This is a genomic window from Roseburia sp. AF15-21 (genome assembly GCF_003479505.1).
GTDB lineage: Bacteria > Bacillota > Clostridia > Lachnospirales > Lachnospiraceae > Roseburia_C > Roseburia_C amylophila.
Window position 1 is genome coordinate 218924 of the sequence record NZ_QUHG01000004.1, and the last position, 24380, is coordinate 243303.

A 24380-nucleotide genomic window follows, 5' to 3' on the forward strand; every position below is an offset into this window, starting at 1 on the left:
TGCTACGCTTTCTTTAGCCATACCATTCTGACTTTCTATCTGGAATATAACCGAAAAAATTTTTTCTATACATTTTGATAACTTTTTGGGGGAGAAAATTTTATGTAGAAATGGGGTGGGGTTGTAAATTTTTCTTGGTGGGATGCGGCTGAGCTTGTAACTTTTCTTTTTGGGGACACGGTTGAGTTTGCGACTTTTCTCTCAAAAGTCGCTGGTGAAGTTGATTTGGGTATAATTTAAGAAAAATGACTCTTTTTTGCCCAATCTCCTCTGCTGTTATCTCCGAAGTTCTCTCGGTTTGGGTAAGATTCTAGAAAAATGAAGTCTTTTTACCCAATCAGAAGCAAATAACAAAGACTATGCTTCCTTCTGCAACTCATTTTGGGCAAAAAGTAATGTAATCTTTCTGTTTTTGCCCAATCTAAGTCAAATTAATAAATTAACTTAAGAAATAATAGGCTGCCGTCAGCATCACCAGAACCAGACATCTTACAAAGATGTTGCCAATGTTACCAGTGTAACCGGGTGTCCAGCATCCTACGGAGATGTCACCAGCGTGACATCCCAATGATATTCCACTGTCAGGTTTTTCCGGTAACCGCTCCAATCCTTCTGAAACTGCAAATAAATATCCCTTGCATATGCCCCTAATTTATAATAACTGTTTGTTCCATCTGCATTCTGATTCTGTTGCAATTTTTCTGTCATGGCATCCATCTTTTCTTCCAAAGTCTGCTCTATTTCTGCTTCCACTTCCAGCAGTGCATTTTCATCCTGACTGTCTGTATGAAGGTCTTCCAATTTTTCATCCCTGTGCTTTGTTTTCTGCAGCAGTTCCCTGTTGCCCTGATACTTTCCATCCGCCTTTATTGTAACAGTTTCCGTCACCTGGCCATTCTGCTCCGTAAAAGCATAGCTGCAGCATAAATTACTAAGTGTTACACTTTCTGCATCTTCAAGTGAAATGCTGTAGCTTTTCATCTTCTGCTCTGAGAGCAAAGCCAGTTCTCCCGTTTCCCGGTCCACTTTGCCTGCTGCCGTCCTGCCCTGCATCAGATAATATTTTTCCAGTATCATTTTATCTTCTGCACAGTTAATATAGGGAATCCACAGATTTTCGTTCTCATTTTCCCATATCCGGAACAGGCTGCCCAGGGTAACTGCCTCACTGTCCTTAAAACGTTCATCCGAGGCAATTCTTTCATTCAGATAAGTTCCTACCGGCTCTTTTAAAACTGTATCCATCTCCATCACCTGATCCGGTTCATCCTCCGTAACAAAAAGCAGCGTATTCCTCGAAAAAAGATTTTCCTCTTCCAGATACCCAAGAAATGCCCCCAGCTGCTTTTCATTCTCTAACAGCGACCTGTTTAGAATCAATGCCTTTAAATGGTTATAATCCATCTCTCCAGGATTTTCCCCATCTGCATGTAAAAACAGCTCCATGCAGTCTTTTCCTTCCGCCAGAAGTACCGATGTATTCTCTTTTTCGCTTTTCTCATCTGCCACATTCTTAAGCTGCTCAAAGCCAAATGCCATCTGATAGTTCTCCTTTGTCAAAGTCACCGCTGCTGCCAATGGAAAATTCCGTTCTTCCAACTCTGTATTTCCACAGCCGCCAAGGCATAAGACTGCCAAAAATATCATGGAAACAATTGTCACGATTCTATTTTTCATACTGCTGCTCCTTTTCACCATTTTTTCCGCTATCCTTTTTCACTATCCCTTTTCCCGGCATTTACTTATCTCTCCAATGCACAGCGGAAGAATTACCGTCAACGGAAGAAATGCAATTGCCTGAATCCATATAAATATTATTTTCCACTCCGGTAACCGGTAAAAAAGCAATGTGACTGCAAATGTAAGAACCATTACAATTAGTATTATCAATTTTTCTATACTTTTCGCATCGGCTTTTCCCTGAATCGCTTCATTTTTCCCATCCGCTTTTTGGTGCCCTTCCTTTTGCCATACAGCTTTCAGCAAATCCGAGGCATAAAACATTCCGGTATTGATAAATGCGTAAATTGTAAAGAACCAGATTGCTACCATAAAGGCATCCTGCCGTTCGAAGAAACCGCCTGGCAGTTTTATCATGCTCATTAATGTAATCGCCGGATATTTCATTTCCGGCAGCATGCCACTGCCAAAGATGCCAAGCGTAATCAGATAGATTGCAGCATTAAAAATCACTGTAACACAAAGGCTTTTCCGGCATGTCCGTCCTACACGGACATTTTCTGCAAGATAGGGCTGTAAAAACAAAACAAATGCCATTGTGCCATACAGGAGCACGACTGCCGCTGTCCCTTTCACAAAGTTTCCCCAGGAATGTACCATTACCGGAGTCCAGTAAATCGTATTGACATCCTTTGTTGCCAGAAGCAGCATTAAAATAAGTGGAAGAAATACAAACCAGAACAGGATTTCATACACCCGGGCACGCCCTTCGATGCCCTGCCAGATTCCATAGCCACATAAAAGCATTAGTAAAACTGCTGCCAGCACAAATGAACTGTCCTTTAACAATTCACTCACCATCAGGTCACTTAAAAGAAATAAGCCATAGCCCGCCAGCAGAATTCCCTCGACTGTATAGACTACCAATACAAAAATGCGAATAAAACCATTGCCTTGTTTCTTTAAAATCTCCGGATAACTTTTCCCGATGTTACTGATATTGCTGGTATTACTGCCATTTCTGGTATTACTGTTTTTCCGCTTTTCCTGTAGCAGCTCTGGAAGAAAGGTAAATAGATACACCGGCACTGCTCCCAGCAATATGGCAAATACGCCGTCTGTCCCAAGCATTTTTCCTAACAGTCCGGGAAGCAGCAACGTACTGATTCCGCACATATCAAAAATCAGGAGCCTTGCCATCTGCCTCTCTGATATTTTCTGATTTTCTGAAAACATAATTACTTTTTCCTCCTAAGCCGCAGACGATTGTGGCGTCTCGCAAAAACCGGTCTGTGCCGCAGTTGATATAATGGCAGACGCAGCAGACTGTCCCGCTCATCCTGATAATCCGTTACATCTGCGCCTACAAAGGGCATCAGATATGGAATGCCAAAACTCTTAAGATGTGACAGATGAATGAGTACCGCAAGCAAAGCCATCAAAAAGCCGAAAAAGCCCAGCCACGCACACATGGCAATAAAGAAAAATTTCAAGATGCGAAATGCTGTTGCAAATTCTTCATTGGGTACCGCAAAGGAACAAAGTGCTGTAAATGCCACCACAATTACCACGATAGGACTGACCAGATTTGCTTCCACCGCCGCCTGTCCGATAATCAGCCCACCGACAATTCCTATGGTATTCCCCATAGCTCCCGGAAGGCGTACGCCTGCTTCCCGCAACAGTTCAAAGGATAATTCCATCAAAAGCACCTCTACCACCCCGGGAAACGGCACTCCTTGTCTTGCTGCTGCAAAGGATAACAGCAATTTCGTCGGCAGTATCTGTGTATGAAAATTACAGACTGCAAGATACAGTCCCGGTAATGTCATGGCAAAAAAAGAAGCCAGAAAACGTAACATTCTTCCCAATGATGCAATTTCCCAGCGGTTGTAATAGTCATCACTGGTCTGTATGAAGGAGTTATAATCCGTCGGCAGTATCAGTGCAATTGGTGAATTATCCGCAATCAGTACTACCCTTCCCTCTAAAATTGCCATTGCTGCACGGTCTGGCCGCTGTGTGGTCTGAAACTGGGGAAATGGAGAATACCATTTTTCTTCTGTAAGCTGTTCAATAATTCCACTGTCTAAGACTCCGTCAATTTCAAATCCATCAAGCCGCTTTTCTACCTCCTCTAAAACTCCGGGATAAATCAAATCTTCCATATACATCAAATCCACATTGGTCTTACTGCGCAGCCCTACCTTTTTCTCTTTTACCTTTACTTTCGGAGAACGAATCCTTTTACGTACCAATGCCGTATTTGCTTTTACGGACTCGGTAAATCCTTCATTAGAGCCCCGGATTACCTTTTCTGAATTTACTTCAGAAATTCCCATAGACGGGTATCCCTTATCCGGAATCTTTAATGCTTTATCATAGCCATCTATAAATAGAATGGTATCTCCGGTCAGAAGACCTGCTGCTGCATCCGAAAAAGTATCAAAGGGCGTAACATCCGATAATCCAAGGGCATTCTGCGACAGCCGCTCATAGACTTCTTTTTCATTATAATGACACAATTCGTTTAAAAGCCTGCCAACGAGAGATTTTTCAAAAATTGCTCCACCACCGGTTATCTCTATGTATGCTGCCATACACGCAATCTGCTGCTTCTGTCCTATCTTCATGGTTCGCATTTTAATATCCGCACACCCGGAAAATATCTTCTGAAAACGTGCAGCATTTTCCTGCAAACTGGTTGTAATTTCATCATTGTGTTCTGCATTACGTTCTGCTGTATGTTCTGCGGTGTGTCCTACGATATGCTTTGCGGTGTGCTCTGCGATTTTCTCTTCTTTCTGCTGCATAAATCAACTCCTTGGCATAATTTTTATAGTATCGGATGTCCGCCAGCTCTGCATATAAACATGCGATTTTCCAGTCACCTGTGCATATGCAAAAAGGACAGACCCTGTGTGGTCTGTCCTTAGTGTTTCCGTATTTTGTTTTTTTATTCCTGTTTCTTTATGCTATTGGTCTTGTTCCTGCTGACGGATCATATCTTTGACTGCTTCTGCCTGATTCTTCACATGCTCCCGCATGGTTTCTGAAGCACGGGACTTGTCCTTCCTGCGAAGACTCTCTGCAATATCCTTATGTTCCTTTAATAATCTCGGATAAATCGTCTCGTCCTTTAAATATTCTACACGGTAACGATACATCTGCTCCCGCAGATTGTTCAGCATGGATACCAGTTTTGCATTTCCGGTAGCATTATAAATAGCATCATGAAATGCTACATCTGCCTGTGCAATTTCTTTTACATCATCACTTTTTAAAGAATTTTCAAAATTCTGTCTTGCCTGTTCTAATGCATCAAACTGTTCATCTGTAATCTGTTCTGTTGCAAGCTGCACTGCCAGTTCATCTAAAGCTGCCCGGATCTGTAACACATCTTCCATGTCCTTTTCTGTCATGCGGGCAACCTCGGCTCCTCTTCTCGGTATGGTTACAGCAAGCCCCTCCTGCTCTAACATCCGGATGGCCTCACGAATCGGAGTCCGGCTGACTCCAAGCTTAGATGCCAGCTGCAGCTCCATCAGTCTTTCACCCGGTTTTAATTCTCCTTTTAATATTGCCTCACGAAGTGTATTAAATACAACATCTCGCAAAGGAAGATATGCATTCATATTTAATTCCAGATTATCTGTCATATATTAACCCTCCAACCCTTTTTTATAAAGAGCATGTTGTTATCTTCTATTATTATAAATCTCTGTTACAAAGACCTGCCTTGCGAGCCCGCTCTGGCGTACAATCGCTGCTGCCATTTTTGCCGTTTCCAGTTCATCAAAAAGTCCAAATACTGTCGGGCCACTTCCACTCATCATGGCATTCAATGCACCATTTTCCCGCATCAGTTCTTTTATCTTCTCTATCTCCGGATACTTCTTTGCAGTAACCGTTTCTAAAAGATTTCCCATACTACCTGCAATTGCCGGCAAATCCTTTGTGCGGATATTCTGTATCAAGGCATCAATGTCAGGATGCTGTGTATCCTCATCCAGCTTCAGATTCTCATAGACATATTTAGTAGATACACTGACCTGCGGTTTGGCAATCACTACCGGACACTTCACCATCGGTGGCAGTGAAGTTAATTTTTCTCCAATGCCTTCTGCCAAAGCTGTACCACGCATGATGCAATACGGTACGTCAGCCCCAATCTGAACGCCCAGTTCCATCAGTTCTTTCCGCTTTATTCCAAGATTGAATAATTCATTGATTCCATAAAGCACGCCTGCGGCATCCGTGCTTCCACCTGCCATCCCGGCAGCAACAGGAATCCGCTTATTCAGCCGGATATCAATGCCTTCTTCAATCTGATATTTTTCTTTCATAAGTCTCGCTGCCCGGTAAGCCAGATTACTTTCATCTACCGGAAGAAATCCAAGATTTGTCTCTAAATGTATGCCAGACTCTATTTTCTTAAGATGAAGCTGGTCATATAAATGAATGGTCTGCATAACCATCTTTACTTCATGATACCCATCTTCTCTCCGACGTAATACGTCCAATCCAAGATTAATTTTTGCCAGCGCTTTTACTGCAAGTTCGTCCATTGTTTTTCTCCTGTATTTTGTATACATGATACAAATTTATGTTATCATTTTTTCTAAAAAAGGTCAATTCTTCCTCTTATATTTTGTCCCATTCTTACCGATAAAATATATGAATAAGACTAAGAATGGATACTTAGTAAGCATTTGACCAAGGAGGGTTAAGATTATGGCAATTAATTCTATTAACAATTATGTATCTGCTGCATCCACTGTTGCCACAGATTCCAAAGTTTCTTCTAAGAAGACCGAATCTTCGAAGAATAACACCTCTACTGGTGTTATCTATGAAAAAGGCTCCAGTGACAAGAGCAGTTCTTCCCAAAAGACACAGAACTCTGCTCTCATTGCAAAGATGAAAGCTGATTCTGACAGCCGTATTTCACAGCTTCGCGGAATTGTAGAACAGATGATGAGCAAACAGGGCGCAGCCATTGGCAAAGCCGATGATATGTGGTCTTTCCTTGCAGGCGGTAACTTCACTGTTTCTGCTGATGTAAAGGCACAGGCACAGGCTGATATTGCAGAAGACGGATACTGGGGTGTAAACCAGACCTCTGACCGTATTTTAGATTTTGCAAAAGCATTATCCGGTAATGATAAGTCCAAGGCCCAGGAATTAGCAGATGCTTTTAAAAAGGGCTTCGATCAGGCTACCAAAGCCTGGGGTGGAAAGCTTCCTGATATTTCCCAGCAGACCTATGATAAAGTATTAGAAAAATTCGATAGCTGGATGAATGGAGAAGAGGACTAAATAGAATAAAGAATGTGCCTTGGCACATTCTCGCGCCTGCGGCGGTCGCTTGCGACATCTACCTTATACGCCGCAGTGTGCATCCTCGCAGAGCGTTTTTACGTTACAGGAAAGCAATTTCCTGTAACGTAAAGAAGCTGCCGGTTTTGGCAGCTTCTTTTATTTTTCTTTATCCGCTCTATCTTTTTCTTTCTGCAATAGCTCTGCTTCCTGTGCTGCCTTGGCCTCTAGAATTGCTTCGTTCAAGGATAACATCTTTGCATCCAGCATAGAAACAATTTCTGCACACTCCCGCAAATCTTTACTGATATATTCCGGTGCATTTCCTTCGAATTTGTAATATATCTTATGTTCAAGACTCGCCCAGAAATCCATTGCAATGGTCCGTATCTGAATCTCAACCTTTGTATCCACTACACGGTCTGATAAAAAAATCGGCACCGTAACCAACATATGATAACTCTTATAGCCGCTTTCCTTCGGATGCCTGATATAATCCTTTACCGATACCACGGTAAGGTCATTCTGTTTTCCAATCATCTCTGCCATACGATAAATATCAGAGGTAAAGGAACATACAATACGGATTCCTGCAATGTCATTTACATAATTGACCATATTATCAATGGTACTCTCGTAACCATATCGTTTCAGCTTCTTTACGATACTCTCCGGCGTCTTAATCCGCCGCTTTATATATTCTATCGGATTGTACTGATGTACATGCTGAAATTCATCATTTAATATTTCAAGCTTGGTTCCAACTTCTTTTAATGCAGAATTATAAAGAAAGATTATGGTATTCCAACCATCTACACCTTCTGTCACTTCAATTGGTGATTCCATTTTCTACTCCTCCATGCATCTACTGCGGAAAATAACCTTTTTATATTTTCGAAATTTTCCTCGTAAGTTATAATATATGCAATAACAATCTAATTTTAGTATAGCACATCTTTGTATAATATGTTTGTTATTAGTTAAATTTTTATCAATTTTTAATAATTATGCACAAGAGGTATTGTTTTTGTTTTCTTATGGTATAACTTTTATCTATATTTTCTTAAATCTTTCTTATAAATCGAGCTTCAAATCATTTTCTTTGATCCAGCCAATCTTACGGAAGAACAGACCGAATGCCCAGGTTAAAACACCCGGTAAGATAAAGCATACTAACAGCATTCCAATCCAGTCCATTGGTGTAATGGCTGCCTTGGTGCCGGATGCAATATCATTAATCCAGCCGGTATAAATACCAATCTGACCAACCAGTCCACAGGTTCCCATTCCGGATGCTACGGCTGCACCGTTCATCTGAAGATGGAAGACGCAGGTTGCTATTGGACCTGTTATGGCGGAGCTTAAAATTGCCGGAAGCCAGATTCTTGGATTCCGCACGATATTTCCCATCTGTAACATGGAAGTTCCGATTCCCTGTGCGAAAAGTCCACCCCATTTATTTTCCCGGAAGCTCAGTACTGCAAAACCTACCATGTTGGCACAGCATCCTGCTACTGCAGCTCCTCCTGCCAGTCCGGTCAGTCCCAAAGCTGCACAGATTGCAGCACTGCTGATTGGCAGCGTCAGTGCGATACCTACAATTACAGAGACTAAAATTCCCATAAAGAACGGCTGCAATTCGGTTGCCCACATAATGGCATTTCCTACTGCACTGGCTGCGGCTCCGATTGCCGGTGCCCACCAGATGGATAAGCCTGCTCCGATGAAAATGGTTACAAACGGAGTGACGATAATATCAATTTTGGTTTCTTTGGATACTGCTTTACCGAATTCGGCTGCAAAGATGGTGACAATCAATACTGCCAGCGGTCCGCCTGCTCCACCCAGGGTATTTGCGGCCACACCGACGGCTGCCAGTGAAAAAAGCACCAGTGGCGGACACTGCAAAGCAAAACCAATGGAGATTGCCATTGCCGGGCCGGTTGCTGCTTTGGCATATCCACCGATGTCCACCAGAAGCTGGATGCCAGCCTGCTCACCAATTGTACTGATAATTGTTCCAATTAAAAGAGAAGCAAAAAGACCTTGTGCCATTGCACCTAAGGCATCAATGCCATATCTTTTTGCTGAGATAATAATATTTTTGCGTTTTAAGAACGCTTTTATCTTTTCCATTTTTCTTCCTCCTTGACTTTAACTGTCTTGTCAGTTGTCTTGTCAGTCAAGGAGTAGTTTACCATATCGAAAAAAAAAGTCAAGCTGTTATCTTGCGTAGCCTTTTTCCCGTAATTTTTCTTCTATGATGTCAAGTAATTGTTCTGAATCTGCTTCTACGGTATGAAAGTGTTTATTTCCGGTCAGTGTCTTAAGCGGCTTTGCCTTGCTCTTTGCAACCTTTGCAATAAATTCGTCCACATCCTGACGGCTTTTTAAAATCAGATCCACCGTTATCTGTCCGTAAATATCATGCTCGATTACGACGTCTAAGACTTTTCCACCGAAATCCACGATGGTATAAAGCTCATCCTGTGTCTGTTCATCACTGTGGCTTACTGCAATGGTTCTTCTTGCTTTCTGTGTCTCTTCCGAAGGGTCATAAAGCACATAGCCTTTGTTGGTGCTTAAAATATTCTTATTTACTGCACGAAGCAATGCAATATCCTGTACAATCACCTGACGGCTGACTCCTAATTCTTTTGCCAATTCTGTTCCGGACAAAGGTTTTCCCTTCTCCCCCAGCATCTTAATGATGGTATCCCGGCGCATCTGCCCTTCCATTTTCTTTCCTCCTGACACAGTTACTTAATCCTCTTCAATCACATGAATTTCCAAAAAATCAAATTCAATTTCTTCCACAAAATTATCCTGATAAAACCTGGTCTTTGCATGCCGCTTAAATTCATCCACATTGCGGTCTAACCAGATTGGTTTTCCCAAATCAAAGGTATAGCACACCTCATCTAATGCCCGGAACACCTTATGGGTTCTGGTATCCCCGGAGTCATCACAGATGGTGGTATCCTTTAACATATGATTGTCTTTAAATTCTTTTGCCCATAACCGGAACATCCCTTACCTCCTCTGGCGTGCTGCCTCATACATCAGCAGTGTTGCCGCAATTGCTGCATTCAGTGATTCTACTTTTCCTGCCATTGGAATGTGGATATAGGCATCTGCCATTCTGGCAATCTCATCCGATAATCCATTTCCTTCATTTCCAATTAAAAAGCCTGTGGGTTCTTTATAATCCGGCTCCTCATAAGAAACACTGCCCTGCAGATGGGCACTGTAAAGCTTTATTTTCCGGGACTTTAACTGCATCAATATATCCTGCAGGTTTTCCGTCACGAAAAATGGTACGCGAAAGATACTGCCCATAGTGGAGCGGATGGTCTTTGGATTAAAAACATCTACAGTGGTGCGGTTCATGATAATTCCGCTGATTCCCGCTCCCTCTCCGGTCCGGAACATCGTGCCTAAATTGCCCGGATCCTGAATACTTTCAAGAATCAGAAGATGGGCATTTTCCTTTGGTATTACTTCTTCTAAGGTATAATCCGGCATTTTCACAAGACAAAGGATTCCCTGCGGTGTCTTGGTATCGGACACACTTTCAAACACATGATTGGCAAGTACTTCATAATTTTTTCCCTGCAGAACTTTTACATGGGATTCCTCTTCCATGAAATGCTCGGAAACATAAATTCTATCAAGCCAGCCTTCCGGGATTTCCCGGAACATACGGATTCCTTCCACAACAAAAAGCCTCTGTTCATTACGAACTTTGGCTTTTTTTACTAACTGAATTAAATTTTTTACCTGCGGATTTGCTGTACTGGTAATCATAATAACATCCTATCTGGAAAGATTTCTACAAATTTCATACTGATATTCCGGAATGGATTTGGTCATTGCCAGTGCCTCGTCAATATCATAATCTACGAATTCACCATTTTTATATGCTACAAGACGGTTGGATTTGCCTTCGCACAGCAAATCTACGGCAATGCATCCCATGGTAGATGCATAAACACGGTCTTTACAGGTCGGGCTTCCACCACGCTGCATATGTCCTAAGATGGTCGCTCTGGTTTCAACTCCGGTTGCTGCTTCAATTCTCTTTGCCATGCTTGCGGAATGACCGATACCTTCTGCATTTACAATAATATGATGCTGCTTTCCACGTTTTCTGTTCTCTATAATATTATTTACAAGCTTCTGCTCGTCATAATCATATTTCTCCGGAAGCAGGATATCCTCTGCTCCATTGGCAATACCACACCACAGTGCAATGTAGCCTGCGCCTCTGCCCATTACTTCAATGATGGAGCAGCGCTCATGGGAGGTTGAGGTATCACGTACCTTATCAATGGCTTCCATGGCAGTATTTACTGCGGTATCAAAACCGATGGTATAATCGGTACAGGAAATATCAAGGTCAATGGTTCCCGGTAATCCGATGGTGTTGATTCCAAGTGCTGCCAGCTTCTGTGCTCCCTTAAAGGAACCGTCTCCACCGATTACGATAATTCCATCAATGCCATGTTTTCTGCAGATTTCAGCACCCTTCTGCTGTCCTTCCGGTGTTACGAATTCCAGACAACGTGCAGTCTGTAAAATTGTTCCACCTCTCTGGATAATGTCTGCTACATCTTTTGCTTCCATATCAATAATCTCTTCCTGCAAAAGACCTGCATAACCTCTCTTAATTCCTTTTACTTTCTTTCCCTTTGCAATAGCTTCCCTTACTACCGCACGGATAGCAGCGTTCATGCCCGGAGCATCCCCGCCACTGGTTAAAACACCAATTGTCTGAATTTCTTTTGACATTCCCTGTTACCTCCTATATGTAAACACTTCTCTTTGTTCTTTATCCAATCATTTTTATTCTAATCCTTAAACTGTGGTTTTGCAATGGCTACAATGACTTTTCTACAACTTTTACATTGTCTTTACCTAAGAAATTCCCAAGTTCTTCTAAAAGCTCTTTTGTAATTGCAACATTTCTGTTTTCCGGCAGACGCTTCATCTGTTTTTCTGCTGCAAGATAAATAACGACATGCTCTGAGCCATCGGCATCCATCATTTTTCCATAAAGAGCACCTTCTTTTTCTTCGAAATCGCTCTTACTTGGAAACTGCAGCCACAGCTCCCGTTTCACTTCATCAAAGGAAATGATTTTCTCACAAATAAGCTTGCCGTTGCGGTCTTCTTCTGCAGTTACACGACCTTCCACAAATACTTTGGCATCATTTTCAAGATATTTTGCATAACGCTCATAATCCTTCGGGAAAATGATGATTTCCACTGTTCCCACCAGATCTTCTAACGTAATAAATGCCATTGCCTTATTATTCTTGGTATACTTGATGACTTTATCGGTAATCATTCCACCGATACGCACCTTTGTGCCATCCGATACCTTAAGGGTTCCGGTCTCTTCATCCAGTACAAAGTCTGTGGTAACGGCATTGGTATTCTTCTTTAAACGCTCCATATATTCTTCCAGCGGATGTCCGCTGATATATATGCCCAGGACTTCCTTTTCAAAGCCAAGAAGCACTTCTTTGTCATACTCTTCTACATTCGGAAGCTTGATTTCGTACTCTGCCTTGTCCTCTTCCGGTGCAATATCAAAAAGTGTCATCTGACCAGCCATTGTGGTCTTCTTTTCCTGATTCAGTGCATCCAAAAGAGAACCGTATATCATCATCTTCTGACGGCGGTTTCCTTCCAGTCCGTCTAAGGCTCCCGCTTTGATAAAGTTTTCTATGGTCCGTTTATTCACTTCTCTTCCGGAAAGTCTTGTAATAAAATCCTTTAACGTGGTAAACGGCCCACGGATTTTACGCTCCTCCACAATGGCATCAATCACCGGTCTTCCGATACTCTTAATGGCAGAAAGTCCATAGCGGATTGCCTGACCGGATACGGAGAAACCACCCTCGCCTTCATTGATATCCGGCGGCAGAATTGCGATTCCCATCTGGCGGCAGGTGTAGATATATTCTGAGACTTTGGAAGTATTGTCTAAGACTGATGTCATTAACGCTGCCATAAACTCTACCGGATAATAGTATTTCAAATATGCGGTCTGATATGCAACCACTGCATAAGCTGCCGCATGGGATTTATTAAATGCGTATTTGGCAAAGTCAATCATGTTATCATAAATCTTGTTTGCCACTTTCTCATCGATTCCTCTTGCAATACAGCCCGGAACATTTTCTTCCGGATTACCATAGACAAAGTTCTTCCGCTCCTGCTCCATTACCTTGCCTTTTTTCTTAGACATGGCACGGCGCACCAGGTCAGATCTGCCCCATGTATAACCGGCGAGGTCACGTACAATCTGCATAACCTGTTCCTGATATACGATACAGCCATAGGTCGGCGCCAGAATCGGCTCCAATTCCGGGCAGTCATAGGTAATGCTTTCCGGGTGGTCTTTTCCCTTGATATAAGCCGGAATAAAGTCCATTGGACCCGGACGGTAAAGAGAAATGCCTGCGATAACATCCTCTAAGCTCTGTGGCTTTAACTCCTTCATGAAGTTCTTCATTCCGGCACTTTCCAACTGGAAGACACCATCGGTTTTGCCGGTTCCAAGAGAGTCTAGCACTTTCTTATCGTTATAATCAATGGCATTCATATCAATTTTTTTACCGCTGCTCTTTTCTGCAAGACGGACTGCATTCTGGATTACAGTCAGTGTCCGGAGTCCTAAGAAATCCATTTTCAGAAGTCCTAATTCTTCAATGGTAGTCATGGTAAACTGTGTGGTTATGGTGCCATCGGATGCTCTTGACAACGGAACATATTCATCCATTGGTTTCTGGCTGATTACCACGCCTGCTGCATGCATGGACGTATGCCTCGGCAGACCTTCTAATCTTCTTGACATATCGATAAGCTTCTTTACCGACTCGTCGGATTCATACATGCCCCGAAGCTCCGGGTTCATCATCAGTGCCTTATCAATGGTGATTCCAAGTTCATTTGGAATTGCCTTGGCAATCGTATCCACAAAATTATAAGGCAAATCCATGACACGCCCCACATCACGGATTACTCCACGGGCTGCCAGCGTACCAAAGGTTACAATCTGTGTCACACAGTCCTTGCCATATTTTTCTACCACATAATCAATAACTTCCTGTCTTCGTTCAAAGCAGAAGTCCACATCAATATCGGGCATAGATACACGTTCCGGATTTAAGAAACGCTCAAAAATCAGATTGTAACGAACCGGGTCAATATCTGTAATTCCGGTGGTGTAAGAAACAAGGCTTCCTGCGGCACTGCCTCGTCCCGGTCCCACCATAATATCATGCTCTCTCGCATAATGGATAAAGTCCCACACAATCAGGAAATAGTCCACATATCCCATATTTTTAATAACGGCAAGCTCGTCATCTAATTTCTGTAAATATTTTGGTGCATCGGCTCCATACCGCTTATCCAGTCCTTCATGACACAATTTATTTAAATAAGTCCAGGAATCATAGCCTTCCGGCACCTCAAAATGCGGCACCTTGGTATGTCCGAATTCAATTTCCACATGACAGCGGTCTGCAATCTTCTGGGTATTTTCCAGTGCCTGCAGTGCATATGGAAAAAGTGATTTCATTTCCTCTTCGGATTTGACATAATACTGTCCGCCTTCATAGCGCATTCTGTCTTCGTCCGCTAATTTCTTTCCGGTCTGAAGACAGAGCAGGATGTCATGAGGCTCTGCATCCTCTGCATTGGTATAATGCACATCATTGGTTGCCACCAGCTCAATTCCGGTCTCCTGACTCATGCGGAGAAGCTGCTGGTTTACCAGCTTCTGCTCCGGGATTCCATGATCCTGCAGCTCTAAAAAGAAATTGCCTTTTCCAAAACAGCGTTCATAGCGGTAAGCTACTTCTTTTGCTTCTTCATACATTCCACGTACCAGATTACGCTGTACTTCACCTGCCAGACAGGCACTTAGGGCAATGATTCCCTCATGGTATTTTTCTAACACTTCCATGTCCACACGCGGCTTATAATAGTATCCCTCCACAAAGCCTTTGGATACAATTTTCATCAGATTGCTATAGCCTGTGTTATTCTCTGCCAGAAGCACAAGATGATAGTATCTGTCCTCTCCATGTACCATCTCGCGGTCTAATCTGGAGCCAGGAGCCACATAGACTTCACAGCCAAGAACCGGGTTAATTCCCGCCTCCCTGGCTGCCTTATAGAAATCAATGACACCATACATAACACCATGGTCGGTAATCGCCCCTGCTGTCATGCCAAGTGCCTTGATTTTCTCCACATATTCTTTTATTTTATTTGAACCGTCTAACAGACTGTATTCTGTATGTACATGTAAATGGGCAAATGCCATTCCCGTTTCCTCTCTTCCGCTGTTTCTATTCTTCGCCTTTTATCACTGTCTCATATTATAACGTTTTTTGCGGAAGGTTTCAACGACCGGAAGGAGATTCTGTGTGGATTATTCCGGGGAAATTATATCAATTTGCGGCATTCGTGCTGCTCCCCATATGTCACTGCATTGTTAATATATGGGTAGCAGCCCGAATGCCGCAAACTCATATATTTTTCCGGAATATACATACAATAAAAAATGTATTTTGACATTCTTCTTCAATGTGCTAAACTATATGTGAAAAAATTAACGAAGTATATCTCAAGAGGTGAATATCGTGGAAAAGTCTGGATTGATTGTAGAAGGCGGCGGTATGAAATGCGCTTACAGTGCCGGAATTCTGGATGCCTTCTTAGACGACAATGTTACATTTGATTATTGTATGGGGGTATCTGCCGGTGCGGCAAATACTGCTTCTTACCTTGCCGGGCAACGTGGCCGTAATCTGCGTTTCTATATAGAGCATGTAAAAGACCCCCGCTACATCAGTATCAAAAATCTGATTAAAACCGGTTCTCTCTTCGGACTTCAATATATTTACGGAACCTTAACCAATTCCACAGGAAACGACCCGCTGGATTATGATGCCTTAGCAGCAAATCCAAGTGAATTTCATTTTCCGGCAACCAATGCTGCCACCGGAAAGGCAGAATATTTTTCCAAAGAAGATTTAGGCCGTGATGATTACCGCGGCATTATGGCAACCTGTGCCCTTCCGGGCTTCTGCAAACCGATTTCTTTTCACGGCAATTATTACTATGATGGCGGTGTTGCAGATTCCATTCCGGTTGAACGTGCCATTGCAGATGGCTGCGACAAGGTAGTAATTATCTACTGCCGTCCACTTGGCTATGTCAAGCAGCCGGAGAGTTACCGTTTTCTTTACAAAAAGATGTTACGGAAATTTCCAAATACGATTACTGCAATTGATAACAGACACTTAAATTACCGGCACTCGGTAGAAGTTGCTGCAAAATTACAAAAAGAAGGACGGGCATTTCTCTTTGCACCGTCCCATCAGGTTAAGATTGGCACTTTTACCACTGACCCGAAAATCATGCAGGAGCTTTATGATTTAGGAATCAGTGATTATAAAGCACAAAAGGATGCGCTGCGTGCCTTCTTAAACAATTAACAATATTTCTTTCTGCCAGCAGCTGCCACAACCATCAATCCAGCTGCGGAAAACATCAGAAGCAGTATTCTTCCAACCGGTGTTTCATCACCAGTTTTTATGGTTGCAGTCTTCTGTGTTGTTCCCGTCAGGGCTGCCGTATTGGAACCGGCTGCATCAGAGCTGCTTCTATTTGAAGTTCCCGCTACTGTGCCGGAACCGTTCGTTCCAGTGCTGCCTGTAGTTCCATTACTGCCTGTGGTTTCACCTGGATTGGAACCGTTTCCAGTGGAAGGGGCTTCCTTTACGGCAACTGTCACCTTTGTAGATGCAGAAGCCAGATAGTTTCCTGTCTCTGCATACCGTACGAAATAGTCACCCGCTGCAAGCTGGCTTATCTTTGTACCATCTGTAACCTTGGTCCAATGAATTTCATCTGTGCTGTATTCCATTGCAGTAGTCAGGTTTTCAATGGCTCCATCACTTGCACCTGTTTTACTGGTATTTACAGCCTTCAGTCCTGTTGGTGCCGCCTGACCTGCCTTCCCTATCGTAAACTGCAGATGTGCTGCTTCATGATACACTCCAATACCTGTTATTGTTACCTCTGCATTTCCTGCATTTTTGTTATCCGAATAAGCAACGGTATAATCCGTATCCTTTGTCAGTGTCTGTCCGTCATATACCACAAGTACTTCCGGTTCCTTTGCTGTTCCATCATAAGTATAGGTCGTTGGATTCAATGTTGCTGATAAATCTGCATCTGTCATCTTACGATAACGAAGCTCCACATTCTGGGCAATCTGACCATCTGCATCCACAATGGTATTTCTGTAATCAACATCTGCCGGATTTCTCTTCCTATTTGCAATAGAATAATCTTTTGGCAGGAATCCCCGGATTGTTCCCAGGCTTTCTTCCAGTGCAACATTAGCATAATTCGAAATACCCTGGCTTACATTCTTTAATACCAGCTTTGAATCTTCATCCATTGTAAGCTTCTCTAACCAGCACTGTCCAGAACCATCATTTCCGGATACTGTAACTTCACTTCCCTCAAGCTTTACTCCACTGTTCGTCATCCACTGTAAATCAGTCAGTGCTGCTTTTGCATTTTTAAAGGTCAGTTCCTTTGTAAGTCCGACACCGCCATTGGTAATCTTTCCCTTATAATTACCATTTGCAATGGTAAGATTGTTCCCTGAGGAAATCGTATCCAGAATCAATGTATGTCCGTTCAGGTCAAGGGTTACGGCTTTACTGTCTCCGATTGCTGCGGTTCTTCCATTTCCATAAATATCCTTCACAAATTTGATGGTATCTCCATCTTCCAGGTATCTGAAATCATTACGTGCTCCGGTTCCACCGAAGTCTCCATTCAGCATTCTCTTAGTCGTTCCATCCGTTCCAATCAGCTCTGCATATTCTATGTCACTTGCTCCACAGACCATACATCTGCCGGAATATCCTGCTAAAATCGGATGTTCACAGTTATCTGCATCATATGTCTCGCCGGTTGCCATTATCTGTACCCAGTTTTCCCCGCCATCGCTATATTTTACGATATCATTCTGCGTCTGCAATGTTCCTCCCAGAAGTGGCGGAGTACCGGTAGCAGCACTTCCGGTTCTGGATATGGAAAGCTCACCGCCTGCTGCATTCATTAAAATGTTGCTTCCCCCTATTACAGAATGCCCTTCTGCTCCCAGAAGTGTAATGTAATTTCGTGCCTGAAGGTCTGCATCCCCTGCAATTGCTGCATTGTTCGCACTCTGCATGGATATTCTATTTGCATTTATCTTTGCATTTCCTTCGATTATGGCAGCATCTCCATTTGCCTGCAGCATAACAACTAATGAAGGTGCCGTAATCTCTGTACTTCCGGTTGATACCGCTCCCCCTTCACTGGTTATCTCAACACCATATCCATTTTCTGCATTGACAGCGAGATTTCCTTTTACCGCAGTCTTCTTTGCGCGGATTGTTACATCTTTTACTGTTTCTAATTCAAGATTGCCTTCTGCTATTGTTTCACCCACAAGAACTATCCTGCCACTCGAACTGTTCGAATTACTGTTTCCATTGGATGACAGAAATGTATCTTTTGCTTTAAAAAATGCCTCTGTTACATTTATATTATTTCCATTTACCAGATCAAACGAATTCAGGGAACCAGTCTTTTTCAGGCTGATTTCTCCGTTCTGCTCATCCGTTGCCTCTATCAGATACTTCACCGCTCCACCTGATAAATAGATGTCCAACTGATCCGCCTCAAGCTTAACTGAACCGGCAGAGATAAATACATCACCAGTAACATCGTCTGCATCTAAAGTTATCTCCCCGGCGGTTTTTAAATCCACCAGAGAAAGTCCCTTTATAAGAGCATTTCCACCCCTTCCAGAAACTTGAATATCTCCGGTATATTCATCCGCCTTAAGTACTGCATCTGCAGTTCCTGTAACCAATGTTTCTGTATCATTATCATTTGTCAAATAAAAGTTACCATCCCCTTTCAATGTCAGGGTTCCATTTTCAATCTTTAAGATTTCTGTTGAACTTCCTCCGTTCGAATATATTTTTACACTTCCTTTTACTTCCATTATACCTGCACTATAATAGATATATGCTTCCGGAAGAGCCGCCGGGTCACATTCACTCATGGTTCCACTCCCTCTGCTTCCTCCGAATTCATAGTATCTGCCATCCTCTAGTTCCGTTCCGTTTATGGATACCTTCAGTCCCTCTGCATGTACCGGTATTACTTCCTGCATTCCGGTAAATACAGTCATCAGCAGCAGTAACACTGCCAAGATTCCACATGTTTTCTTTTTTAATTTCATAAGTTCCCTCCAAAATTTATTTTTCTCTTACGAAATATTTTTCAAAATGAATTTGTATACCAATTTTCTTTATACCATTCTTATTTAAGGATTGTCAACCGAGGTGGGATGAAAAGCACTTTAGTGGGATGAAAGATTCGTATTTTTTCGACAGGTATGCTATAATAATGCCTGAAAAGCCATGAAATCGAAAGGAGGCTATCTTATTGCGGTTTGCGATTGTTGATGACAATATAGAAGAAATACATATGACAGAGCTGCTCATCCGGGACTGGTGCGGCAGCCATAACATGACGGTCTGCTGTGATACCTTTACCGAAGGGGATGCTTTTTTGTTGTCTGCCGCCTCGAATTCCTATGATTTTGTGCTATTCGATATTTATCTTAAGGAAGCAAACGGGATTGACCTTGCGGTTTCTTTTCGAAAAATTTCACCGAAGACACCGATTGTCTTTTTGACCTCCAGCTCGGAATATCATGTGGAAGCTTTGCATGTCCACGCTTTCGACTATCTGCAAAAACCGATTACCAAAGCTGCCATCCATCCGTTATTAGATGACCTTCTGGCTGTCCGTCCTGTTTTGGATTCCCATTTATTTCTGACCGTAAATACCAACAAGACGAAGCTTCCGATTCTTTATTCGGACATTCAATATATTATTTCAGATTCAAACTATCTTATTATTCATACCAGCGAAGAAATCCGCTGCCGTATGCTGTTTCGGGATGTTACCCGCACACTTTCGGAGGATGAACGTTTTTTGACCATTAACCGTGGTGTTATGGTAAATCTGGACTATGTCTCTTCCATGGACGGAGCAGTCTGCATGATGAATGATGGAGCATCCTTTTCCATGAACAAAAAGCAGTCTAATACCCTTCAGCAGACTTATATTACCTGGCAATTTACCCAACGCACAAAGTCACTTTTACACGGAGGTCTGTCATGAATCCTTTTACTGTTCTGATTGCCGCAGCCCATTACGGAGTTATTTTCCCGGGTATTTTTATCTGCATCGTTCCGGTTGCTGACTGGATATCAATTCCCCTGCGGAAACTCTTTTCTGTTCTGATTCCGGTTATGACTGCAATTTGTCTGATTTTAGGCTGCGTTGAATCCACCGGGAATTATGATGCAAATCTGTTCTTTTTCCCACTCCTGTCCGTATGCCTTATTGTATATTTTATTACGGTCCGCCTGAGTAATCTAAAGCTCTGGTATTTATTTTTATGTGCCACCGCAGCCCTTTCCTTTGGCTGCATTGCCAACGATTATATCATTGCTTATACCGTCCCTTCTTCCAATGTAGATGACAGCTCTGTTCCGGGACTGCTCTTACAATACGCCATCAGCTTTCTTATTATGTTCTTATTTATCGTCATAAAAGATAAGCTGAAATGGATTTTCGAAAATGTAAATCAGCCTTTATTCTGGTGGCTTACATGGATTATTCCTGCCATTATTACTTTTTGTAATATCTTTATGCTGCCTAAGGACTACAACAATATCCGTGTAGGCCGGGTATTTGTAATTGCCATGGTTATCGAGGTGGTTCTTTTTATCTTTTTTATAACCTTCCAGATTCTGCTTTATCTCATTGCCGTTACAACTGCACAGAAAATCAAAGCAGATACCACTTCGATTATGTACCGCGCCCAGGCAAGCCAATATGTCAAGCTTCAGAATTATCTCGATCAGTCCCGTCAGGAGCGGCATGATTTCAAACATACCATTGCAGTTATGCAGGAGCTGGCCCAATCCGGGCAATATGAAGAATTAAAAAATTATATGGCTGACTACCAGCTGGAAACCGGAAGACATTCCATGCAGTATCTTTTCTGCCAAAACATGGCTGTGAATGCAGTTATCAGTTACTATGCTTCCCTTGCAGAATCCTGTCATATCAAAATGGATTTTAAGGTTATTGTTCCCCGGAAGATTTCTATTTCTGATGTAGACTTAAGCCTGCTTTTCGGCAATCTTTTGGAAAATGCCATCCATGCCTGCTGTCAGGTTCCGGTGGAAAATAGATATATCCACCTCAGTTCTGACCTTAACAGTCCGGGCACCATATATATCACAATGGTAAACAGCTTCAATGGAATTGCAAAAAAGATGAACGGGCAGTTTCTGTCTACAACAGAAAGCGGCAGCGGTATTGGACTTCTTTCTATCCAAACCACTGCCGAACGTTATCATGGTTCTACCCGGTTTTATAATGAGGAAACGGAGTTTATTTCAAATATTATGCTGCGGTTATCTTAAGAGAAAGCTATTTCATCATATGATTGTAATGGATTCCTGTTTCATTTGAGACCTCCCTGTTGCCGGATGTATCTATTTTACTGTATCAGGTATAAGACTTCAAGATGCTTTACTTATCTCTCGCGGACTTTCAAAAAAATAGGACTTAAATCATTCAAACCCTTGTTGTATAAGGTTTCTCTTGATTTAGTCCTATTTTATCATCTGATTTAATTACTGAAGATCCTCATCTCTTAATCCATTGGAACCATCCGCATGCTCAAATGCTGCAAGTTCCGGATGTTCTCTCTTTTCTTCCGTATAGTTCTCATAAGGTGCTTTCTTATGTTTCTGTTCTGCCCAGATACGGTCTGCAACCGGTCCCCACTCTTCTGCATAGTGATCACACTTAGAGCAGAGATGCTCAACAGTCTCTTCTGCCTCAGCGTTTGTTCCCTTCGCACCAGTCTTGTTTACCATTTCTCTTAAGAGCTTTGGATTCTCAAGCATCGGACATGGACGCAGGTGGTTTCTGTTAAATGGCTGTCCTTCATGATATGCCTTAAACAATGGACTCTGCAGCATCTCAAGGATTGACTTATCATGGATATTCGAATCCGAGAAATGGATAAATACACACGGTTCTGCGTCTCCCTGCGCATTAATATGGAAGTAGTTACGTCCACCGGCAATACATCCGCCAACAAATTCTCCGTCATTCTGGAAGTCCATTGGGAAAAATCCGATATCATTGTCTCCGGTACGAACCCAGCGAATCTTCTTAATAATTTCTTCCCGCTGTTCCAATGTCGGCATCAGCTCCGGAGCTGCGTTCTGTCCTACCGGCATATAATGGAAGTAGAAACCGAAACGTGCGCCCTTATCAGCAATGAAACGTAAGAATTTCTCATCGGTAACAGCCTCAACATTGGCTCTGGTATAGCAGATAGAAGTTCCGAATATGATACCATATTGTTTCAACAGATCCATTGCCTTCATAACGGCTGCATAATGTCCGTCACCACGACGTCCGTCATTTGTCTCAGGTGTTCCCTCAATGGAAAGAAGGAATGTAATATTTCCAAGTTCTACAATCTTCTTACACAACTCCTCATCAATCAGAGTAGAGTTGGAGAAAAGACCGAACATACAATCATTATGCTTCTCAGCAAGTTTTAAAATATCATTCTTACGAACAGTCGGTTCTCCACCTGTCATAAAGTAAAGATAAGTTCCAAGTTCCTTACCCTGTGTAACAATCTTATCCATATCCTCATAGGACATGTTATTCTTGTGGCCATATGTGCCGGACCAGCATCCTACACAATGCATATTACATGCGTCTGTCGGGTCAAAAAGAATCAGCCATGGAATATTACAGTTGTACTTCTCACGGTTTGCCCTGATTGTCTTTGTTCCACGGAAAAATGCTTCATATCCTAAATTCAGAAGGAATTTCTTAGCATAATTTGGATTTGTCTCATCCAGAACACGGTTTACAAACTTCACCCATCTGTTCTCCGGATTCTTTACATACTCTCTGACCTTATCCAATGTTGCCTTGTCTGCGCCATTTCCCCAGAAAGTCTCTGCCTTATCAATAAGTTCAAGGAATGTTTCCTGTCTTTTCGCGATATCATCTGTCTTAGTCAACTTACCTACGATGCTATTGGTCATTATCTCAAAAGCTTTTCTTTCTACTTTGTGCTGTGTGTTTTCAACGAATGAAGCCATGCTAACTTCCTCCCTCTTTTTTCTTCTATGTATTTTAACATTTATTAGTATAAGAAACAATGCGTTTTTTTGACATATACAATAGATTTTTTTTGTATGGTCAAGTTATACTTTTTCGACAATTTGTATATCTGACAGCACAAATTGTCCATTTTGTTTATAACTGCTCATCATAGACAAGTCCTTTGATATCGTCCTCGGCAAGTTTATGCTCCGCAACCTTTTTCTCTGCTTCACTCTTTAAAAGGCTGCTCTGGGTCTCCTTGTCTAATTTTGTATCAGTCTTCTTATCCTCTTTCTTGTCTGCATCCTTCTTATCCGTATCTTTCTCATTTTCTTTGATGGTCTCATCGATGTGGTCTACTGCTTCCCCAATCAGTCCTAATGTTGCTTCATCGGATGCATTGTCTAATATTTCTTCCGCTTCCTTCTGGCTGTCTATCATATCATGATGCTTTAACCGTTCCGTATGTACTGCCCGGAGGTATCCGTTATCCTCGGCTCTTTCCTTTCCAAGTTCTTTTATCTTGCTTCTGTATTCTGACTCCATTTTATAGTAGTCCATGGACTCTTTCTGATAGTCTGTCATTCCGCCTTTCTGTAATTCTGAGACATGCTCTAATTCTTCTTTGGAAAGCATGCTTCTTCCTTCTGCTGTACTGGCTTTCTTTAAAAGGTCAAGGTCTGCCTCTTCCTGGCTGCCATCCGCTACCTGGTAACGTCCCTTTAATTCAGCTTCCTTATTCTGTAAGTCGCGGATTTCACTCTGATAATCTTTTATCTCGCTGTCAATTTCCTTAATGTGGGCACGCCGCTCGTCCATCTCTTCATCCACTGCGTGCTCACCGGAAAATGTATCCATAATCTTCTTTAATGCTTCTTTCTGGGCATTTGCCATCTTCTGTCCAATCAGATCTGTCTGATTCAGATTAAGACCGGCACCTTTTATTACATTGCTGTCATTCTTATTATCCTGCTTCTTATCATCTGACTTTGCACTTCCCTGTGTCCCGTCATTCTGATATAAGCTCTGTGTCCCAAAACTGGTATTGATTCCATTCATAT

Annotated in this window: 19 protein-coding genes; 4 read left to right on the forward strand and 15 right to left on the reverse strand. The window is 42.3% G+C overall.

Features of this window, described 5'->3' with window-relative positions; translation table 11 throughout:
• Positions 1 to 537: 537 nt before the first annotated feature.
• The 5 genes from DWW33_RS08015 to ispE form a co-directional block, all read right to left on the reverse strand.
• On the reverse strand, positions 538 to 1677 hold the full coding sequence (locus DWW33_RS08015) for a Ger(x)C family spore germination protein (protein ID WP_158577467.1): 1140 nt from the start codon (positions 1675 to 1677) through the stop codon (positions 538 to 540).
• 42 nt (positions 1678 to 1719) lie between these two features.
• Positions 1720 to 2916 carry a GerAB/ArcD/ProY family transporter gene (locus DWW33_RS08020; protein ID WP_118639231.1) on the reverse strand — a complete coding sequence of 399 codons (1197 nt, stop codon included), beginning with the start codon at positions 2914 to 2916 and terminating at the stop codon, positions 1720 to 1722.
• Positions 2917 to 2918: 2 nt separating this feature from the next.
• Positions 2919 to 4493 carry a spore germination protein gene (locus DWW33_RS08025; protein ID WP_117841737.1) on the reverse strand — a complete coding sequence of 525 codons (1575 nt, stop codon included), beginning with the start codon at positions 4491 to 4493 and terminating at the stop codon, positions 2919 to 2921.
• A gap of 162 nt (positions 4494 to 4655) precedes the next feature.
• Complete coding sequence (locus DWW33_RS08030; RefSeq protein WP_117841736.1) at positions 4656 to 5339, reverse strand: GntR family transcriptional regulator; 684 nt, start codon at positions 5337 to 5339, stop codon at positions 4656 to 4658.
• A 39-nt stretch (positions 5340 to 5378) separates the two neighbouring features.
• Positions 5379 to 6248, reverse strand: coding sequence for a 4-(cytidine 5'-diphospho)-2-C-methyl-D-erythritol kinase (gene ispE / locus DWW33_RS08035; protein ID WP_117841735.1), 870 nt, complete (start codon positions 6246 to 6248; stop codon positions 5379 to 5381).
• A gap of 166 nt (positions 6249 to 6414) precedes the next feature.
• Here ispE and DWW33_RS08040 point away from each other — a divergent pair, with 166 nt between their 5' ends.
• The gene (locus DWW33_RS08040; protein ID WP_118639232.1) at positions 6415 to 6999 is read left to right on the forward strand and encodes a hypothetical protein; all 585 of its coding nucleotides are present in this window, start codon (positions 6415 to 6417) and stop codon (positions 6997 to 6999) included.
• Positions 7000 to 7158: 159 nt separating this feature from the next.
• Here DWW33_RS08040 and DWW33_RS08045 read toward each other — a convergent pair whose 3' ends face one another.
• From DWW33_RS08045 to DWW33_RS08075, 7 genes are all read right to left on the reverse strand, one after another.
• Positions 7159 to 7845: a GTP pyrophosphokinase gene (locus DWW33_RS08045; protein WP_118639233.1), complete on the reverse strand. Its 687-nt coding sequence runs from the start codon at positions 7843 to 7845 to the stop codon at positions 7159 to 7161.
• Positions 7846 to 8073: 228 nt separating this feature from the next.
• Positions 8074 to 9135 (reverse strand): PTS transporter subunit IIC, encoded by a 1062-nt coding sequence (locus DWW33_RS08050; protein WP_117697982.1) that lies wholly within the window; start codon positions 9133 to 9135, stop codon positions 8074 to 8076.
• 87 nt (positions 9136 to 9222) lie between these two features.
• Positions 9223 to 9738 carry a transcription repressor NadR gene (locus DWW33_RS08055; RefSeq protein ID WP_022242312.1) on the reverse strand — a complete coding sequence of 172 codons (516 nt, stop codon included), beginning with the start codon at positions 9736 to 9738 and terminating at the stop codon, positions 9223 to 9225.
• A 24-nt stretch (positions 9739 to 9762) separates the two neighbouring features.
• Positions 9763 to 10029, reverse strand: coding sequence for a hypothetical protein (locus DWW33_RS08060; RefSeq protein WP_022242313.1), 267 nt, complete (start codon positions 10027 to 10029; stop codon positions 9763 to 9765).
• Positions 10030 to 10032: 3 nt separating this feature from the next.
• Positions 10033 to 10806: a TrmH family RNA methyltransferase gene (locus DWW33_RS08065; protein ID WP_118639234.1), complete on the reverse strand. Its 774-nt coding sequence runs from the start codon at positions 10804 to 10806 to the stop codon at positions 10033 to 10035.
• Positions 10807 to 10815: 9 nt separating this feature from the next.
• Positions 10816 to 11790 (reverse strand): 6-phosphofructokinase, encoded by a 975-nt coding sequence (gene pfkA, locus DWW33_RS08070; RefSeq protein ID WP_117697980.1) that lies wholly within the window; start codon positions 11788 to 11790, stop codon positions 10816 to 10818.
• Positions 11791 to 11878: 88 nt separating this feature from the next.
• Positions 11879 to 15340 carry a DNA polymerase III subunit alpha gene (locus DWW33_RS08075; RefSeq protein WP_118639235.1) on the reverse strand — a complete coding sequence of 1154 codons (3462 nt, stop codon included), beginning with the start codon at positions 15338 to 15340 and terminating at the stop codon, positions 11879 to 11881.
• Between the two features lie 319 nt (positions 15341 to 15659).
• On the opposite strand from DWW33_RS08075, the gene DWW33_RS08080 reads away from it, so the two are divergent.
• The gene (locus tag DWW33_RS08080) at positions 15660 to 16517 is read left to right on the forward strand and encodes a patatin-like phospholipase family protein (protein ID WP_022242317.1); all 858 of its coding nucleotides are present in this window, start codon (positions 15660 to 15662) and stop codon (positions 16515 to 16517) included.
• On the opposite strand, the gene DWW33_RS08085 is transcribed toward DWW33_RS08080, so the two are convergent.
• Complete coding sequence (locus DWW33_RS08085) at positions 16514 to 19336, reverse strand: hypothetical protein (protein WP_118639236.1); 2823 nt, start codon at positions 19334 to 19336, stop codon at positions 16514 to 16516. The genes DWW33_RS08080 and DWW33_RS08085 overlap by 4 nt on opposite strands.
• A gap of 206 nt (positions 19337 to 19542) precedes the next feature.
• Here DWW33_RS08085 and DWW33_RS08090 point away from each other — a divergent pair, with 206 nt between their 5' ends.
• Both DWW33_RS08090 and DWW33_RS08095 read left to right on the forward strand, forming a co-directional pair.
• Complete coding sequence (locus tag DWW33_RS08090) at positions 19543 to 20286, forward strand: LytR/AlgR family response regulator transcription factor (protein ID WP_118087760.1); 744 nt, start codon at positions 19543 to 19545, stop codon at positions 20284 to 20286.
• On the forward strand, positions 20283 to 21602 hold the full coding sequence (locus DWW33_RS08095; RefSeq protein ID WP_118639237.1) for a sensor histidine kinase: 1320 nt from the start codon (positions 20283 to 20285) through the stop codon (positions 21600 to 21602). The genes DWW33_RS08090 and DWW33_RS08095 overlap by 4 nt, the downstream gene beginning before the upstream one ends.
• A gap of 213 nt (positions 21603 to 21815) precedes the next feature.
• Here DWW33_RS08095 and DWW33_RS08100 read toward each other — a convergent pair whose 3' ends face one another.
• Both DWW33_RS08100 and DWW33_RS08105 read right to left on the reverse strand, forming a co-directional pair.
• Positions 21816 to 23315: a radical SAM protein gene (locus DWW33_RS08100; protein WP_118639238.1), complete on the reverse strand. Its 1500-nt coding sequence runs from the start codon at positions 23313 to 23315 to the stop codon at positions 21816 to 21818.
• Positions 23316 to 23472: 157 nt separating this feature from the next.
• The gene (locus tag DWW33_RS08105) at positions 23473 to 24378 is read right to left on the reverse strand and encodes a hypothetical protein (protein ID WP_118639239.1); all 906 of its coding nucleotides are present in this window, start codon (positions 24376 to 24378) and stop codon (positions 23473 to 23475) included.
• Between the last annotated feature and the right edge of the window lie 2 nt (positions 24379 to 24380).

What these genes read in the sequence shown, in the direction of transcription:
- DWW33_RS08075 (WP_118639235.1), bottom strand. Translation starts at nt 15,340, where the DNA reads ATGGCATTTGCCCATTTACATGTACATACAGAATACAGTCTGTTAGAC.
- DWW33_RS08045 (WP_118639233.1), bottom strand. Translation starts at nt 7,845, where the DNA reads ATGGAATCACCAATTGAAGTGACAGAAGGTGTAGATGGTTGGAATACC.
- DWW33_RS08055 (WP_022242312.1), bottom strand. Translation starts at nt 9,738, where the DNA reads ATGGAAGGGCAGATGCGCCGGGATACCATCATTAAGATGCTGGGGGAG.
- DWW33_RS08050 (WP_117697982.1), bottom strand. Translation starts at nt 9,135, where the DNA reads ATGGAAAAGATAAAAGCGTTCTTAAAACGCAAAAATATTATTATCTCA.
- DWW33_RS08100 (WP_118639238.1), bottom strand. Translation starts at nt 23,315, where the DNA reads ATGGCTTCATTCGTTGAAAACACACAGCACAAAGTAGAAAGAAAAGCT.
- pfkA (WP_117697980.1), bottom strand. Translation starts at nt 11,790, where the DNA reads ATGTCAAAAGAAATTCAGACAATTGGTGTTTTAACCAGTGGCGGGGAT.
- DWW33_RS08060 (WP_022242313.1), bottom strand. Translation starts at nt 10,029, where the DNA reads ATGTTCCGGTTATGGGCAAAAGAATTTAAAGACAATCATATGTTAAAG.
- DWW33_RS08020 (WP_118639231.1), bottom strand. Translation starts at nt 2,916, where the DNA reads ATGTTTTCAGAAAATCAGAAAATATCAGAGAGGCAGATGGCAAGGCTC.
- DWW33_RS08040 (WP_118639232.1), top strand. Translation starts at nt 6,415, where the DNA reads ATGGCAATTAATTCTATTAACAATTATGTATCTGCTGCATCCACTGTT.
- DWW33_RS08065 (WP_118639234.1), bottom strand. Translation starts at nt 10,806, where the DNA reads ATGATTACCAGTACAGCAAATCCGCAGGTAAAAAATTTAATTCAGTTA.
- DWW33_RS08015 (WP_158577467.1), bottom strand. Translation starts at nt 1,677, where the DNA reads ATGAAAAATAGAATCGTGACAATTGTTTCCATGATATTTTTGGCAGTC.
- DWW33_RS08025 (WP_117841737.1), bottom strand. Translation starts at nt 4,493, where the DNA reads ATGCAGCAGAAAGAAGAGAAAATCGCAGAGCACACCGCAAAGCATATC.
- DWW33_RS08030 (WP_117841736.1), bottom strand. Translation starts at nt 5,339, where the DNA reads ATGACAGATAATCTGGAATTAAATATGAATGCATATCTTCCTTTGCGA.
- DWW33_RS08105 (WP_118639239.1), bottom strand. Translation starts at nt 24,378, where the DNA reads ATGAATGGAATCAATACCAGTTTTGGGACACAGAGCTTATATCAGAAT.
- DWW33_RS08085 (WP_118639236.1), bottom strand. Translation starts at nt 19,336, where the DNA reads ATGAAATTAAAAAAGAAAACATGTGGAATCTTGGCAGTGTTACTGCTG.
- DWW33_RS08095 (WP_118639237.1), top strand. Translation starts at nt 20,283, where the DNA reads ATGAATCCTTTTACTGTTCTGATTGCCGCAGCCCATTACGGAGTTATT.
- ispE (WP_117841735.1), bottom strand. Translation starts at nt 6,248, where the DNA reads ATGGACGAACTTGCAGTAAAAGCGCTGGCAAAAATTAATCTTGGATTG.